15 protein-coding genes are annotated in these 14,624 nt (G+C 69.3%); all 15 read right to left on the bottom strand.

The features are described from left to right. On the bottom strand, positions 1 to 996 hold a 996-nt coding region (gene spoIIP, locus AB1609_04855; protein MEW6045799.1), incomplete at its 3' end, for a stage II sporulation protein P. Positions 997 to 1,108: 112 nt separating this feature from the next. Beyond that, on the bottom strand, positions 1,109 to 2,860 hold the full coding sequence (gene polX, locus AB1609_04850) for a DNA polymerase/3'-5' exonuclease PolX (protein ID MEW6045798.1): 1,752 nt from the start codon (positions 2,858 to 2,860) through the stop codon (positions 1,109 to 1,111). Next, positions 2,857 to 3,453: a CvpA family protein gene (locus AB1609_04845; protein ID MEW6045797.1), complete on the bottom strand. Its 597-nt coding sequence runs from the start codon at positions 3,451 to 3,453 to the stop codon at positions 2,857 to 2,859. The genes polX and AB1609_04845 overlap by 4 nt, the downstream gene beginning before the upstream one ends. Further along, entirely contained in the window at positions 3,450 to 3,881 is a 432-nt protein-coding gene (locus AB1609_04840) for a cell division protein ZapA (GenBank protein MEW6045796.1), read from the bottom strand. Before AB1609_04840 ends, AB1609_04845 begins: the two co-directional genes overlap by 4 nt. Then, positions 3,820 to 6,318, bottom strand: a complete 2,499-nt coding sequence (gene pheT, locus AB1609_04835) for a phenylalanine--tRNA ligase subunit beta (protein ID MEW6045795.1) — start codon at positions 6,316 to 6,318, stop codon at positions 3,820 to 3,822. Before pheT ends, AB1609_04840 begins: the two co-directional genes overlap by 62 nt. Positions 6,319 to 6,363: 45 nt before the next feature. Continuing rightward, entirely contained in the window at positions 6,364 to 7,419 is a 1,056-nt protein-coding gene (gene pheS, locus AB1609_04830) for a phenylalanine--tRNA ligase subunit alpha (GenBank protein MEW6045794.1), read from the bottom strand. A gap of 373 nt (positions 7,420 to 7,792) precedes the next feature. Continuing rightward, positions 7,793 to 7,888, bottom strand: a complete 96-nt coding sequence (locus tag AB1609_04825) for a YqzL family protein (protein MEW6045793.1) — start codon at positions 7,886 to 7,888, stop codon at positions 7,793 to 7,795. A gap of 87 nt (positions 7,889 to 7,975) precedes the next feature. Further along, a complete protein-coding gene (locus tag AB1609_04820; GenBank protein ID MEW6045792.1) occupies positions 7,976 to 8,818 on the bottom strand; it encodes an RNA methyltransferase in 843 nt (280 codons plus the stop codon). Continuing rightward, positions 8,784 to 9,446: a TrkA family potassium uptake protein gene (locus AB1609_04815; protein MEW6045791.1), complete on the bottom strand. Its 663-nt coding sequence runs from the start codon at positions 9,444 to 9,446 to the stop codon at positions 8,784 to 8,786. Before AB1609_04815 ends, AB1609_04820 begins: the two co-directional genes overlap by 35 nt. 156 nt (positions 9,447 to 9,602) lie before the next feature. Continuing rightward, positions 9,603 to 9,977, bottom strand: coding sequence for a 50S ribosomal protein L20 (rplT, locus tag AB1609_04810; GenBank protein ID MEW6045790.1), 375 nt, complete (start codon positions 9,975 to 9,977; stop codon positions 9,603 to 9,605). 40 nt (positions 9,978 to 10,017) lie between these two features. Next, a complete protein-coding gene (rpmI, locus tag AB1609_04805; GenBank protein ID MEW6045789.1) occupies positions 10,018 to 10,224 on the bottom strand; it encodes a 50S ribosomal protein L35 in 207 nt (68 codons plus the stop codon). Positions 10,225 to 10,232: 8 nt separating this feature from the next. Beyond that, entirely contained in the window at positions 10,233 to 10,928 is a 696-nt protein-coding gene (gene infC / locus AB1609_04800) for a translation initiation factor IF-3 (protein MEW6045788.1), read from the bottom strand. Between the two features lie 85 nt (positions 10,929 to 11,013). Next, positions 11,014 to 12,942, bottom strand: coding sequence for a threonine--tRNA ligase (thrS, locus tag AB1609_04795; protein ID MEW6045787.1), 1,929 nt, complete (start codon positions 12,940 to 12,942; stop codon positions 11,014 to 11,016). 365 nt (positions 12,943 to 13,307) lie between these two features. Continuing rightward, a complete protein-coding gene (locus AB1609_04790; GenBank protein ID MEW6045786.1) occupies positions 13,308 to 13,901 on the bottom strand; it encodes a DUF445 family protein in 594 nt (197 codons plus the stop codon). An 87-nt stretch (positions 13,902 to 13,988) separates the two neighbouring features. Beyond that, the coding region (gene ytxC, locus AB1609_04785; GenBank protein MEW6045785.1) for a sporulation protein YtxC at positions 13,989 to 14,624 on the bottom strand (636 nt) is incomplete at its 5' end.

Here is a 14,624-nt window from a genome sequence, read left to right as displayed (position 1 = left end):
GAAGCGCTGCGCACCCCTGGCATTGGGGTCGGGCATGTCCGGGCTGATGCGTATGTCCGCCAGCATGGACGCCAGCACGTTGGCGAACAGCCGCGCCCCGTTCTCCGCCTCCTGCAGGCGGTTGTAGGTGGACCCAACCTCGGCCAGGATGGCGCGGGCAAACAGATCCTGGTTGTAGTCGCCGGCGGCGTAGAGGATTCCGCGGATGAGCCCGGGATAGGCGCGGTCCGCGTAGCCCTTGATGGTGAACGCAAACGCCTCATTGGCGCGGATCCCGGGATTCTGGCGGCCGACCACCAGCAGCACGGAGGTGAGCTGCTGGCCGGCGATTTTCCGCTCGTACACCCAGGCAGGCGGCGTGTCCCGGTGAACGTCAACCAGGGCGGCGGGCCCCTGACGCAGCAGTTGCAGCGCCGTCCGGCGGGAGCGCGCGTACGCCATGCCGTCGTGCGGGTCGTGCCGGTTGAAGGAGTGGATGACCCTGAGCCCCACCTCGCGAAGCCTCGTGGCCATGGCGGTTCCCACCTGGAAGATGTCGCCGTTCCAGGGGATGTTGGTCTCTCCCGACGTGGGCAGGTACGACTCGTCGCTGTGAGTATGATAGATGCCGACCCGGATGTTCCTGCGGTCGAGCGGCGCTGCGGCCGGCACCACCCCCCCACCCCGAGGGGGCCGGAAGAGCCCGCTCCACTCTCGTCCGGTGTTGTCGAGCCGCCCCATCTCGCGGGCCCTCGCCACCCCGGCCCGCACCGCCACCACCTCGAATAGTCGGTTGTCCGGTGTCACGAAGCGGTCGCCCGGACGCAGGTGGAACCCGGTGACGAACAGTTCTTCGCCCGTTTCGCTGACGAGCCGTGTCAGGTCGGCCCGCTCATCTTCACCCGAGCCGCGCCCCGGCGGCAGGGCCGCAGCCGAGGCCGGGGGCGCCGCCAGCATCACCAGGAAGAGGGCTGCGACCAAAGAGCTGCGCGCCGCGCTCGGCCGAGGCAAAGCCACGCAGAGCCTCCCTCCCATGCCTAAGCCTGCCCTGAACCCGGGCAGGCCGACGGCCGGAAGCGCTGGAGGCTTCAGCCCTCTTCAGGATGGCGTGGAAGAAACAGCTTGGCCCTTATGCCCGTCGCCGGAGGGCGTATCGCCTGAGGGCGTCGATGTCGCCCGTGTTGAGAACATCCCCGGGGCACAGGCCCGCGCGGCGCGCCACCAAAACCCCGTAACCCATGAACGCAAGCTGCGCCGGCGAGTGAGCATCGGTGCCGATGACGAACTTCACGCCCATCGCCCGGGCGCGGCGGGCCCAGTCGGCGTTGAGGTCGAGCCGGTCGGGCGTGGCGTTGATCTCGACCGCGGTGCCCGTCTCGGCGGCCCGTCGCAGGACCGCCTCCAGGTCGACGGCGTACGGGTCGCGCCGCCCGAGCAGGCGCCCGGACGGGTGCCCGAGAGCGTGGACCAGCGGGTGCTCGCAGGCGGCGACGAGGCGGCGCGTCGTGGCTTCGGCGTCCAGCCGGAAGTGGGAGTGAATGGAAGCCACAACCCAGTCGAGCCCGGCCAGCACTTCGTCCGGGTAGTCCAGGGTGCCGTCGGGGCGGATGTCCACCTCCGAGCCGGCCAGCACCGGGAAGCCCAAGGTGTGCGAAAGCCCCCGAATGCGGGCGGCGTGCGCTGCCAGCCGCTCGGCCGAGAGGCCCCTGGCCACGGTCAGGGACGGCGAATGGTCGGTGATAGCAAGGTAGCTCAGACCCCGGTCGCGGGCTCCCTCGACCATGGCCTCGGGAGGCGCGACGCCGTCGCTTGCCACGGTGTGGACGTGAAGGTCCCCCTGGATATCGGACAACTCCACCAGACGCCGGGGAAGCTCGCCCCGGGCCGCCAGGTCCACCTCGTCGAGCCCCCACCTGAGCTCCGGGGCTATCCACGGGAGGCCCGCCCTGGCGTAGATCTCCTCCTCGCCCTGAGGCCAGGCCGGGTTCGCAGGGTCCCTGTCAGCCTCCCGCGTGCAGGCAAGGCGGCCCGCCTCCCACCGCCACCCCCGCTCCGACAGCCTGGCAGTCACCGCTTCAACGTGGGCGGCAGGCCCCGTTGCAAGGAAAAGGGCGCTTGCCACCGCCTCGAGCGGTACCACCCACACGTCCACGGGGGTGCCTCCGGGCGCTTTGCCCCTTATCCGCACCGTACCCGGCCATGGACCGGCCTGCTCCTGAACGCCCGCGCCCAGATAGGCGCGCACCGCCTCAGCGGTCTGCTCGACCCGGGGCCCGGCCACCACCAGGTCGACGTCGGTGGCCATCTCTTCGGCCCGGCGCAGGCTGCCGGCCAGGTTCACCGCCTGCACCCCCGCCAGGCCCTTGATGCCGGCAGCCAGCGCCTCTCCCGCCGCCAGAAGATACGGCATCGGCTGCCGGCCGGCCCGTTTGCGGAAGCGTTCGATGCCTTCCAGGATGGCGGCCTCGGTACGTGCCCCCATGCCCTTGATCTGCCGCACCTTGCCGGCCCGTGCCGCGGCCTCGAGTTCCGCCAGCGACGCGACCCCGAGCCGTTCGTAGAGGAGCCCGGCGGTACGGGCGCCGATGCCGGGGATCTCCATGAGTTCGGCGAGCCCCTCGGGCACCTGCTGCTGAAGGCGCTCCAGCAGGCCCATCTTGCCCGTCGAAAGCCACTCCTCGATCTTGCTGGAGATGGCCTCACCCACGCCGGGTAGCTCACGAAGCCGACCCTGGCGGGCTACCTCTTCGACGGGTTCCGGGAGTTCAATGAGGGTACGGGCCACGCGTCGGTAGGCCCGGATCTTGAAGGGGCTCTCTCCGACGATCTCCAGGAGCGAGGCGATGCGCTCGAACTGTTGCGCGAGCTCCAGGTTCTTCAAATGACGGCTCCGCTCCCGGAGGACCGCCGTGGGGCGCCCCCGGGCAGTTCGGCATCGCCCGGTTCGGAGAGCGTCGGGAGCGGCGGGACGAAGTCAGGAAAGGCCTGGCGAATCTCGCCCCACACCACCGGCAGAAGGGCGCGCAGTTCCCGTGAGATCACGGAGTCGGAAAGCTCGTCCCGCAGGTCTCCGGGCGGAAGGCCGGCCAGAACCACCACCAGCGCCGCCACCACGGCCAGACCCTTCGCGCCTCCCGCCAGCGCCCCTCCAAGGCTGTCCACCCACGACAGGGGCGAAAGGCGCACCAGGTGAACCACCATTCCGGTCAGCACCAGGCCGGCACCGAGGATGGCCGCGGCCACCACCCCGAACGCCGCGGCCCGGGCGGCTTGCTCCGGTAGCGGCCCGAACCGATCAACCAGCCAATTAGCCAGCGGCGTGTAGAGGCGGGCTCCCGCGTAGAAGGCCAGCGCCAGCACCAGGACTTCCAGAAGCTCCTGGAAGAAGCCCCGGAGAAAGCCGCGCAGGAGGAGCGCGCCGATGATGACGACCCATACCGCATCGAGCCACGTCCAGCCGCCCTGCCAGTTCATCGCCTGGTTCTCCCCGTCCGGCGGGAGGCATCCGGGTGCCCCCTGGCCCGTTTGGGCTGGGCGCGAGCGGAAGCCAGCTCGTCCAGGATCTCCAGCGCGCAGAGCACCGCTGCCTGGTGAAGCGCCAATCGAGGGTTTCGGTCGATGACTGCCTGCAGCCGCCGATCGAGTTCGGAGGCCAGCTCACGCAGGTGCACGGGGCTCCCGGGGCCCCGAAGGACGTACTCGCCGCCCGCTATGCGCACCCGCACCGGCTCCGGCCTGGTCTGGCGCCCGTCGGCCGCGCTGGCGTCGCCCAGGATGCTCCCCGACTCCTCCTCGGGAGATCGATTCGGGAAATGGCGGAAGCTTCCCTTTACCCCCGCCTTACCCGCGCAGGCGCACGCCTTCGGGTTCGATACGCCTGACCAGCTCGAGGCGCGCCGCATCCACCTCCTGGTCCGACAGCGTCCGGTCCGGCGCCCGGTACACCACCGAAATGCCGAGGCCTCTAGTTCCCTCGGGAACGCCGGCCCCCTTGTAGGCGTCGAAGACGCGGACTTCCTCCGCCAGCGGGCCTGCGTGGGCCCGCACCAGCTCCACCACGCGGCCGGCGGGCATCTGCTCCGGGACGAGCAGGGCCAGATCCCGCTGAACCGCCGGGAAGCGCCCCGGCGTCTTCGCCGAGACCTCGCGCCGTGCCCGGCGCAGCGCTTCCAGGTCGAGTTCGGCGAGGTAGAGCCGCCCCGGCAGGTCGAGCCGCGCCGCCGCCTGGGGGTGGAGTTCCCCCGCATAGCCTGCATGCTCGCGGCCCGACTCAGTCACGGCGAAGACCGCTGCCGTCCGCCCGGGGTGGAAGCCGTCGGTGGACGCCGCCTCGAACTCCACAGTGACACCGACGCGGCGGGCCGCGGCCTCAATGACGCCCTTGAGGTCGAAGAAGTCATACGCCCGCACCGGTTCGTACCACTGTCGAGGTGCCGCAGCCGGGAGCAGGAGCATGGCGATCCCCACGTGAAGCCGTTCCTCGGGTAGAAGCGCCTCCTGGGCGGCCACCTCGGCCGCAAGCACGCCGCCGGCGGAAGGGATGGGTACCGCCCCATCCACCGCGCCGGCGCCGGAACCGGGTCGCTTTGCGCGGAAGACCCGGCCTACCTCGAAGAGCCGGATGACGCCCTGGCGGCGGCTCACGTTGAGCCGCACCGCTCGCAGCAGCCCCGGAATGAGCGTCGTGCGCAGGTGCGAGTATTCCTCCGACAGGGGGTTGGCGATGGCCATGGCCCGCAGCCACTCGTGGCCGGCGGGTAGGCCCAGCGGCTCGAGTTCTGAGGGGGTCATGAAGGTGTAGGTAACGACCTCGTACATCCCCGCCGCCGCCAGGCTGCGCCGCATCTGCCATGTCCACTCGCTCTCGGGCGGCACCCGCCCCGCTGCGGTGGACGCTGGCAGGGTGCTTGGAATCCGGTCGTATCCGTGCAGCCGGGCGATCTCCTCGGCCAGGTCGTCCTCCTCGCGGACGTCCCGGCGCCAGTCCGGCACCCGGACCCGAAGGTGCCCGCCGCCGTCCTCTTGCACGTCCATGCCCAGCCGGCGCAGGTAGCCGGCCATCGCCTGCGCATCGAGTTGCGTGCCGAGCACCCGGTTGACCCTCTTTTCCCGAAGGTGGACGGTGACCGGGCGATTCTCGCCGGTATCGTGGCGGTCGACGCTTCCCCGGGCCACCCGGCCGCCGAGTTGGGCCAGCAACTGGCATGCCCGGCGCGAACCCCACTCTGCCAGCTCTAGCGGCAGCCCGCGCTCGAACCGGGCGGAGGCCTCTGTCCGGAGCCCGAGCCTCCGGGACGCACGCCGGATGAGGGCGCCGCGGAAGGTGGCCGATTCGAGTAACACGGCCGTGGTCTTCGGGCTCACCTCGCTGGCCGCCCCTCCCATCAGACCGGCTAGCGCCTGGGGACGTTCGGCATCAGCGATTACGAGCGTGGAAGGGTCAAGCTCCCGGATCTGCCCGTCCAGCGTTTGGATCTGCTCGCCCTCCCTGGCGCGCCTCACCACCACCCGGTACCCCGCCAGTGCCTCGAGGTCGAAGGCGTGTAGCGGCTGCCCCCATTCCAGCATCACGTAGTTGGTCACATCGACGACCGCCGAGACAGAGCGCATCCCGGCCAGGTACAGCCGGGCGGCCAGCCACCATGGCGAAGCCCCGCGAGGAACGGAACGGATCACCCGCGCCACGTAGCGGGGGCAATCCTCGTACGACTCCACCTCGACGTCGCACAGGTCCTTGGCCGGGACGGCTTCTTCGGGGTACGTGATCTCGGGCAACTTTAGCGGCTGCATCAAGACGGCGGCCGCCTCCCGCGCCAGCCCCACCACGCCCATCCAGTCCGGTCGGTTGGGGTAGACCTCCACCTCCAGCACGTCATCGGCAAGCCCCAGGGCATCCGCCAGAGCCTCCCCCGGCCGCACCGTGTCCGGAAGCTCCATCAGGCCGCTTTCGTCCTCGCCGAGGCCTGCCTCCTTGGGGCTCAGGACCACCCCCGCGGAGAGGACGCCGCCCATCTGCTGCGCCTGCACCCTGGCCTTCAGGGCCGGCACGTACGTCCCGGCCGGTGCCACGGCCACGCACATCCCCTGGCGGGCGTTGGGCGCGCCGGTCACGACCTGGAGGGTGCGGCCGCCCACGTCGATCTGCGCCACCTTCAGATGTCCGTTTGCAGGGTGCGGATCCAGGCGCGTGATGAGCCCGCACACCATGCCGGCAAACTCCTGCCCTGTGCGTTCCACACTCTCCACCGGCACCCCGGCCATCTGGAGCCGCTCGGCGAGCTGGCGCGCCTCAAACTGCACGTCAACAAACTCACGAAGCCAGCTGATGGGCAAGCGCATAGCCTACACCTTCACCCCTGTTTCATGCCCGCCTCGGCGTGCTCATCAGAACTGCCGCAGGAAGCGGAGGTCATTTTCGTACAGGAGCCGGATGTCGTCGATCCCGTACCGGAGCATGGCGATGCGTTCGACTCCCATGCCGAACGCAAAGCCGGTGTAGCGCTCCGGGTCATACCCCACGTTGCGCAGCACCTGCGGGTGAACCATCCCGCAGCCCAGGATCTCGAGCCATCCCGACCCCTTGCAGCTCCGGCACCCCGCCCCGCCGCAGATCCCGCACTGGACGTACATCTCGGCGCTGGGTTCGGTGAACGGGAAGTAGCTGGGCATAAACCGCACCGGCCGTTCGGGCCCGTACATCCCCCGTGCGAACTCGGTCAGCACGCCCTTCAGATCGGACATGCGGATTCCCTCGTCCACCAGCAGCCCCTCGACCTGGTGGAAGACCGGGGAATGGGTGATGTCAGCGTCCTTCCGGTAGACCTTCCCGGGCACCACCACCCGCACCGGCGGACGGCGGCTCAGCATGGTACGGATTTGCATGGGCGAGGTGTGGGTGCGAAGCAGCACCTCCTCGGTGACGTAAAACGTGTCCTGCATGTCCCGGGCCGGGTGGTCCTTCGGGATGTTGAGCGCCTGGAAGTTGTAGTAGTCAAGCTCGACTTCCGGCCCCTCCACGACCTCGAAGCCCATGCCCACGAAGATCCGCAGGATGTCGTCCAGCGCCTGGTAGAGCGGGTGGATCTGGCCCGGTTGGGGCGCCCGCCCGGGCAGGGTGACGTCCACCCGTTCGGCGCGCAGTTGGGTTTCGAGGGCGCCCTGGCGCAGCGCCTCCAGGCGGTCGGTCATGCGGCGCTCGATTTCGCCACGCAACTCGTTCAGCGCCTGGCCGAAGCGGCGCCGGTCCGACTCGTCCGGGATGCGCCCGAGCTGGCGCAAAAGAGCCGTCAACTGCCCGCGCCGGCCCAGCAGCTCGATCCGGAGGGCCTCCAGGCTCTCGGCGTTCGCCGCCTGCTCGATGCGAGCAACCGCTTCGTGGCGCAGGGCAGCCAGCGCCTCCTCGCTGATGGACGGGGTTGCAAGGTTGTCGTCCGGGGCCATCCCCACGTGCTCCTTTCCGAAACAGACGAAAAAGCGGGAAGCGGCTCTCTACTCCAAGGACGAGAACAGAGCCGCTTCCCGCGGTACCACCCTGGTTGGCGCCCTTAAGGGCACCCGCTCATTGACGGGCCCGACAAGCTAGCTTTTCGCCAGCCGCCGTGACCCGCTGCCCTTTAACGGGGGCATCCGGCTTCAGGCCTACTCGACCGAGCTCTGCCCATAACCCCGGCTTTCAGCCCGCGGCTTGGGAGCGAACTTCCCCGGGCAGCCAACGGGGCGGCTTGCAGTCTCCGACCGGCCCCTCCCTGGGAAGGCCCTTCCCGGGTACTCCTCTCCCGCATCGCCTTTCACGAAACAGCCTGATCGGGAAACCTCACCGGGCCAGGCTTTTCAGCTGCCGGTAGAGCAGATAGGCGGTGATGGAACCCGTGGCCTCGAACAGCCTCCAGAAAAAGTCAGCCGTGAGCATCACGGAGCCCACCCTCCACGCCAGGGCCGCTCTAGCGCTGAGGCGATTATAGCATGCGGCCTGCCGGCCATACAAGCAAGCCGTACGCTAGCGGCCGGCGTCCCGGGCGCGCTGGCGTGCGGCTTCGAAGAGCACCACGGCCACGGAGGCCGCGACGTTGAGCGATTCAACGCCACCGGCCAGCGGGATCTGCAGGAAGCCGGTGCACTGCTTCGCCAGTTTCTCCGTGATCCCCCGGGCCTCACCGCCCACCACGAAGGCCACGTCCCCGACCAGGGCCTCATCGTAGTAGGGGCGCCCGCGGTGCGGATCAAGCCCCAGCAGCGCCCAGCCGCGGTTTCGAATGGCGGCCGCCACGACCGGAAGCCCGCTGGCATCGGCAAGGCGAACGGCCGGGACGCGGAAGACCGCCCCGGCACTTGCCCGGATCACCTTGGGGTTGAACAGGTCCGCGCATGCCTCGCCCAGCACCACGGCGCCGGCCCCGGCACCGGCCGCGGTGCGGATGATGGTGCCCACGTTGCCCGGGTCCTGCACCCCATCCAGCAGGAGCACGGGCGGGCGGAGATGGGCCGCTTCGAGGTGGTGCGGCTTCCAGCCACTGACGGCGGCGATGAGGCCCTGCGGCGTCTCGGTCTGTGAAAGCGCCCGGATGATGCGTTCTCCGCACCATACGACGCGCCCGCCGGCCGCCTCCACCCGGTCGATGAGGGCCTGTGCCGCGCTGTCTCCGGCGAGGCCGCTGCCCACCAGCAGCACTTCAATCCGCAACCCGGCGTTGGCGGCGTCTTCGATGAGCCGGCGCCCCTCGACGACGAAGCGCCCCTGGGCGCGCCGCTCGGCCGGCTTCTCCAGCAGCCGCCGCAGCTCTTGGACGATCGGATGGCGGGGGCTTTCAAGGAAGCGCTTCGAGCTCTTCGAGCCGTTCATCTTCCCCCATGGCAACCAGGACGTCGTTGCGCTCGATGACCGTGTCCGCCCCGGGAGCGGCAATGACCTCGCTCCCCCGCCGGATGGCCAGGATGTTGATGCCGTACTTGGCCCGGAAATCCAGAGTCTTCAGCGTCCGGCCCACGAAAGGCTCCTTCGCCACCACCTCGACGATGCGGTAGCCCGGCATCAACTCGACGTAGTCGATGAGGTTGCCCGAGAGGAGGTTGTGAGCCACCCGGACGCCCATATCGCGCTCGGGGTAGACCACCCGGTCAGCCCCCACCCGCTCCAGCACGCGGCCGTGCAGCTCGCTGAATGCCCGGGCAACTACGTAGGGCACCCCGAGGCCCTTCACCACGGAGGTGGCCAGGATGCTCGACTCGATGTCACCAATGGCCACCACGGCCACGTCGAAGTTGCGGATCCCGAGCGCCTTCATGGCCTGCTCGTCGGTGGCATCGGCCTGAACGGCGTGCGTGACGAAGGGAGCCATCTCCTGAACCTGCGCCTCGGAGGCGTCGATGGCGAGCACCTCCTGGCCGAGCTTGTAAAGGGTCGCAGCCACGCTGGATCCAAAGGCGCCCAGCCCGATGACGGCGAACTGGCGCGCCCGGCGGCGGCGCATGGGAGCCACTGAGGCTGGCTCAACTCCCCTCTTCGCTGCCGCGGCACCGGCCCGCTTGCCGGCGCCGCTCAACCACGCAAGGCCGGCCCGACACTGCGGTGTTCGGGCCGGCCTTCCAAATGCCCTTCGCCTTCCGTGATGGCTCGCCGCGCCGCGTCACACGACAGGAGCCGCCGCGCCAAGCGCCTGCCTGGCTTTCTCGGCAAGCCGAGCGAAGCCGTCCGGGTCGTGCACCGCGAGGTCTGCGAGGATCTTGCGGTTGATGACGACCCCGGCCACCTTGAGCCCCTTCACCAGTCTGCTGTAAGAAAGGCCGTAAAGACGCGCCGCGGCGTTAATCCGCACGATCCACAGCCGCCGGAAGTCGCGCTTGCGGAGCCGCCGGTCCCGATACGCGTGGCTCCACGCTTTGAGCAATGACTGGTTGGCCATCCGGAACCAGCGATGGCGAGCACCCCAGTAGCCCTTGGCCAGCTTGATGATCTTGCGGTGCCGCCGGCGGGTGTACGGCCCGCCCTTGACCCTCGGCATGCGAACTTGCGGCCTCCTCCTGCTTGGACTGGCGAACCGTTCAGAGGTACTGCTTGTACGGTAGCATGCGGCGAATGCGCGGCGCTTCGCCCTCCGAGACGAATGCGTCGCTCACGAGCCTTCGCTTGCGCCCGGGAGACTTGGGCCCGAGCAGATGGCTGTGGTACGCGCGGCGCCGACGGATCTTCCCGGTAGCCGTGAGGCGGAAACGCTTGACCGCGCTTCGCTTGCTCTTCATCTTGGGCATTCAGACCGTCACCCTTCTCCGCCGGCCGCCTGGACAGGACCGGCAGCGGCCCCCGCCGCAGCAGGGCTCTGCGCGGCCACACGGGTGGCTGCACCGCCCGCGCCCGCCGCACCCGCGGTGGCCTGCACCCCGGCTGCCGCCCTGACGGCCGCGTCCGGCCGGGGCGCCAGAATCATGATCATGGCACGCCCTTCCACCCTGGGCGGGCGTTCCACGACACACAGGTTCGACAGCTTTTCGGCCAGCTGGTTGAGCATGTTGCGGGCCAGGTCTGCGTGTACGATCTCCCGGCCGCGGAAGCGCACCGTGATCTTGACCTTGTCCCCGTCGGTCAGAAAACGGGCGGCCGAACGCATCTTGACCTCGAAGTCGTGATCCTCGATCTTGGGGGTCATCCGGATCTCTTTGAGGTCGACCACCTTCTGCCGTTTGCGGGCTTCGCGTTCCTTCTTGTTCTGCTCGTATTTATACTTACCATAGTTCATGATCCGGCAGACCGGTGGGTCCACGTGGGGAGCGATCTCCACCAGGTCGAGGTCTCGCTCGTGCGCCAGCCTCAGCGCATCCCGCACTGGAAGGATGCCGAGTTGCTGCCCTTCCGGGCTGATCACCCGAACCTCTCTCGCCCTGATCTCCTCGTTGATCCGAAGCTCCTGCTTGATGATCCCACCTCCGCGAAGCCCGCTCGCCGTACGGCGATGCATGATGCGCGGCGATTCTAACACGGCCGCGTGCTTGAGTCAACGGCCCGGCGCCGGTGCGGGCCCTGTCGCGAGCGCGTCCCCGGGCCTACCGCCGGGCCTGCACCTCCTGGACGAGCCGATCCTTCAACGCCTCCAGCGGCATGCTGCCAAGCTCGCCCTCGGAGCGGTGGCGCACCGAGACCTGCCCTGACCTGTCCTCCCGGTCGCCGATGACCCCCATGTAGGGCACCTTCTTCACCTGAGCGTCCCGTATCTTGTACCCCACCTTCTCGTCCCGGGCGTCCACGTCCACCCGCAGCCCCGCGGCCCGCAGCTCGCCTGCCACCACCTCGGCCCGCTCGCGGTGCCGGTCCGCGACCGGGATGAGGCGCAGCTGTATGGGCGACAACCACACCGGCAGCGCCCCGGCGTAGTGCTCGATGAGCACGGCGATGAACCGCTCCAGGCTGCCGAACAGCGCCCGGTGAATCACCACGGGCCGGTGCCGCTGCCCGTCGGCCCCCACGTAGGTCAGGTCGAACCGCTCGGGAGCCATGAAGTCGAGCTGCACGGTGCCGCACTGCCAGCTCCGGTTCAGGCTGTCCCGGACGTGGAAGTCGATCTTGGGGCCGTAAAACGCGCCTTGGCCCTCGTTGATCTGATAAGGCCGGCCGCTTGCGTCAAGCGCCTGCGTGAGCGCCTCGGTGGCCTTCTCCCACAGTTCCTCGGGGCCCATGGCGTTCTCCGGACGGGTTGACAGCTCGATGCGGTACGGAAAGCCGAAGGTGCTGTAGAGGTACTCGATGAGTTCCAGCACCCCCAGCACCTCCCGGGTGATCTGGTCGGGGCGCAGGAAGATGTGCGCGTCGTCCTGGGTAAACGCCCGGACCCGCTTCAGACCGTTCAGCACGCCCGACAGCTCGTGCCGGTGCACCAGCCCGAACTCCATCAGCCGCAGGGGCAGGTCCCGGTAGCTTCGCACCTCGCTTCCGTAAATCAGGAACGCCCCGGGGCAGTTCATGGGCTTGATGGCGAAGCCCTCACCCTCGATCTCGGTGAAGTACATGTTCTCCCGGTAGTGCTCGTAGTGGCCGGACCGCCGCCACAGCGAGTCCCGCAGGATGAGCGGGGTGGCGACCTCCAGGTAGCCCCGGCGAAGCTGCTCCGAACGGGAGAACTCCACCAGCGCGTTGCGGACGATGACCCCGTTCGGCAGGTAAAATGGGAAGCCCGGACCCTCGTCGGCGAAGAGGAACAACCCGAGTTCCCGCCCCAGCTTGCGGTGGTCGCGGCGCGCCGCCTCCTCCAGCATGCGCAGGTGTTCCTGCAACTGCGCCTCCGTCGGGAAGGCGGTGCCGTATATGCGGGTCAACTGGTCCCGGGACGAGTCGCCGCGCCAGTACGCGCCCGCCAGGCTCAGCAGGCGGAAGTGCCCGAGGTACCCCGTGCTCGGGACGTGCGGCCCCCGGCACAGATCGACGAACTCCCCTTGCCGGTAAAGGCTCACCACGGGCTCGGCCAGCTCCTCCAGGATCTCGACCTTGTACTTGTCGCCTCGCTCCCGGAAAAGGCGGATGGCTTCGTCGCGAGCCATCTCGTCCCGCACGATGGGAAGATTCTCCTCGACGATGCGCCGCATCTCCGCCTCGATGGCCGGAAGGTCGTCCGTGGACAGCGGCCGGGGCGGCATGACGTCGTAGTAAAACCCGTCCTCGATGGTGGGCCCGATGGCAAGGCGCGTCCCGGGCAGCAGCCGCTGCAGCGCCTGCGCCATGAGGTGTGCGGTGCTGTGGCGCACCACGTCCAGGCCCACGGCACTCGCCGCGTCGAAAAGCTCGAGTTCGCCGCCGCTCCCTACGGGCCGTGCCAGGTCGACCAGGGTGCCGTTGAGCCTGGCGACCACCGCTCGCCCGGCCGCCTCCGGCGCCAGGCGCTCAGCAACCCGGTGAACGCTTTCGTCGGCCTGGGCGCGGGTCGACGCGACCCTCCCATTGGGCTGTTTCATCCAGACTTCGACTGCCGAACCGGATGCCATGGCCGAAGACCTCCCGCCTGAAAAAAACCGGGACTCCCGTCCCTGCCGGGACGGGAGTCCCTTGGTCGTCGCTGCTCGAAAGAGGAACTCCCGCGGTTCCACCCCGCTTGGCCGACGAAACACCGGCCCTCTCGGGAAGGCTGTATCGGGCCAACCCGGCGGCGCCTACTGGGCCGGTTCGGGGCCGTTCGGGCCGCAGCTCACGGGCGGTTTTCGGCAGTTCGGGCGGCGGAAGCTCGCACCCCTGCTTCCTGCCGGTCGCAGGGCCCCGCTCTCTTGACGCCCGGAGACCCGCCTACTCGTCCCGTTCATCGCCCAGGCGTTTCGTGCTTTGCCCTCATCCTAGCCAGAACGGCGGGCAGCGGTCAAGGCCAGACCAGCAGTACCTGCACGATCCCGATGAGAAACCCCATGACGGCCCCCAGCGCTTCCAGCCACCGCAACTCCCGGCCCATGATCCGCACCAGCGCTCGTTCGAACTCGCCAAGCTCCAGGCTCCTCATCCGACCGCCGATGATGGCCCCGATGTGAAGCTCGGACCGGATCCGCTCCTCCAGCCGCCCGGCCAGGTCGCTCACCACGCCCGGCGCCTCACGGCGCGCCAGATCTGCCGCGTACCCCGTCACCGCGTCCCGCACCCGGGCTGGCAGGAAGTGCGGCAGACCCTTTCGCAGGCGTTCGGCGACGTACGCCTCCAGCGCCGAGGCGGCCTCCTTGCGCACAGCACCGTTCAGCGAGGCCATCACATCCTGGGGGCGCAGGAACTCCTCTTCCACGAGCCGGCCGATGCTCTCGGCGATGGCCTTCTGGCGGCGAGGAAAGACACCCTGGACCGCCCACGGCGTACCACGAAGGCGGATCGGCCGGATGGGCCAGAAGAGCAGCCGGACGGCGGCCACGTTGGTGATCCAGCCGATTGCTGCTGCGATAAGCGGTATGAGCAGAAGGTGAACCGGCACGCGCCACTCTCCCCCTCACTCCTGCCGCTTCTCCGCAGCCGGCGCAGGTTCCTCGGCACATACCCATGGGTATGCCTGGGCAAGGGATCAGCGCGAGGGGGAGGGCGCCGGTGTTCGCCCGCTGAGGCTGCAGCGTGGGCAGCCCCGGCACGTATAGACCCGCCCGGGGAAGGCGGCGCGCAAGCCGGCCTGGATGGGGGCTTCGTCCGCCAGGTGCACGATGATCCGCCGCGGGCTGAGCCGCACCAGGTGCCCCACGGCTACCTCTTCGCTGCCCGCCTCGCCCAGGCCCTCGCCAAGCCAGCGCCTGCCGGCTGGCATGCCCCACCGGTCCAGCAGGTGGTACGCGCCGCTCGGAGCCCGGAACAGGTGCACCTCGTAGATCCGGGGCGGCGGGCCCATCCAGAGGCCCCGCCAGGGGGACGTCGAACGCTGTTCCTCCCGTTCCGCCACCAGTTCGCTCACTGCGGCCGCGGCCGCCCGCTTGAGGGCGCCCATGTAAGACGGCGAGTGGAACCACACCACGGACTCGATCACCGTGCCCTGGGGCCGAGCCGCCAGGGCTTCGACGAACTGGCGGGAGAGGCGGGCCTTCCAGCGCAAAAGATTCGTGGTGAGCACGGTTCCCCCAAGCGCACCCGCGCCCGAAGCCCCCTGTCCCGACGCCTCTGACGCAGCGAAGGCGGGCGGCGCCGCAGCAGCGCCGTTGGCCGAGATCTGGTC

This window comes from Bacillota bacterium (assembly GCA_040754675.1).
GTDB lineage: Bacteria > Bacillota > Limnochordia > Limnochordales > Geochordaceae > Geochorda.
This window is presented reverse-complemented; position numbering and strand designations above follow the sequence as displayed.

Coding starts and splice junctions, on each gene's coding strand:
- AB1609_04845 (MEW6045797.1), bottom strand. CDS start 3,453: ATGAACTGGCAGGGCGGCTGGACGTGGCTCGATGCGGTATGGGTCGTC.
- AB1609_04840 (MEW6045796.1), bottom strand. CDS start 3,881: ATGCGGCGCGCCTCGAGCTGGTCAGGCGTATCGAACCCGAAGGCGTGC.
- pheT (MEW6045795.1), bottom strand. CDS start 6,318: ATGCGCTTGCCCATCAGCTGGCTTCGTGAGTTTGTTGACGTGCAGTTT.
- pheS (MEW6045794.1), bottom strand. CDS start 7,419: ATGGCCCCGGACGACAACCTTGCAACCCCGTCCATCAGCGAGGAGGCG.
- AB1609_04825 (MEW6045793.1), bottom strand. CDS start 7,888: ATGCTCACGGCTGACTTTTTCTGGAGGCTGTTCGAGGCCACGGGTTCC.
- AB1609_04820 (MEW6045792.1), bottom strand. CDS start 8,818: ATGAACGGCTCGAAGAGCTCGAAGCGCTTCCTTGAAAGCCCCCGCCAT.
- AB1609_04815 (MEW6045791.1), bottom strand. CDS start 9,446: ATGCGCCGCCGCCGGGCGCGCCAGTTCGCCGTCATCGGGCTGGGCGCC.
- rplT (MEW6045790.1), bottom strand. CDS start 9,977: ATGCCGAGGGTCAAGGGCGGGCCGTACACCCGCCGGCGGCACCGCAAG.
- rpmI (MEW6045789.1), bottom strand. CDS start 10,224: ATGCCCAAGATGAAGAGCAAGCGAAGCGCGGTCAAGCGTTTCCGCCTC.
- infC (MEW6045788.1), bottom strand. CDS start 10,928: ATGCATCGCCGTACGGCGAGCGGGCTTCGCGGAGGTGGGATCATCAAG.
- thrS (MEW6045787.1), bottom strand. CDS start 12,942: ATGGCATCCGGTTCGGCAGTCGAAGTCTGGATGAAACAGCCCAATGGG.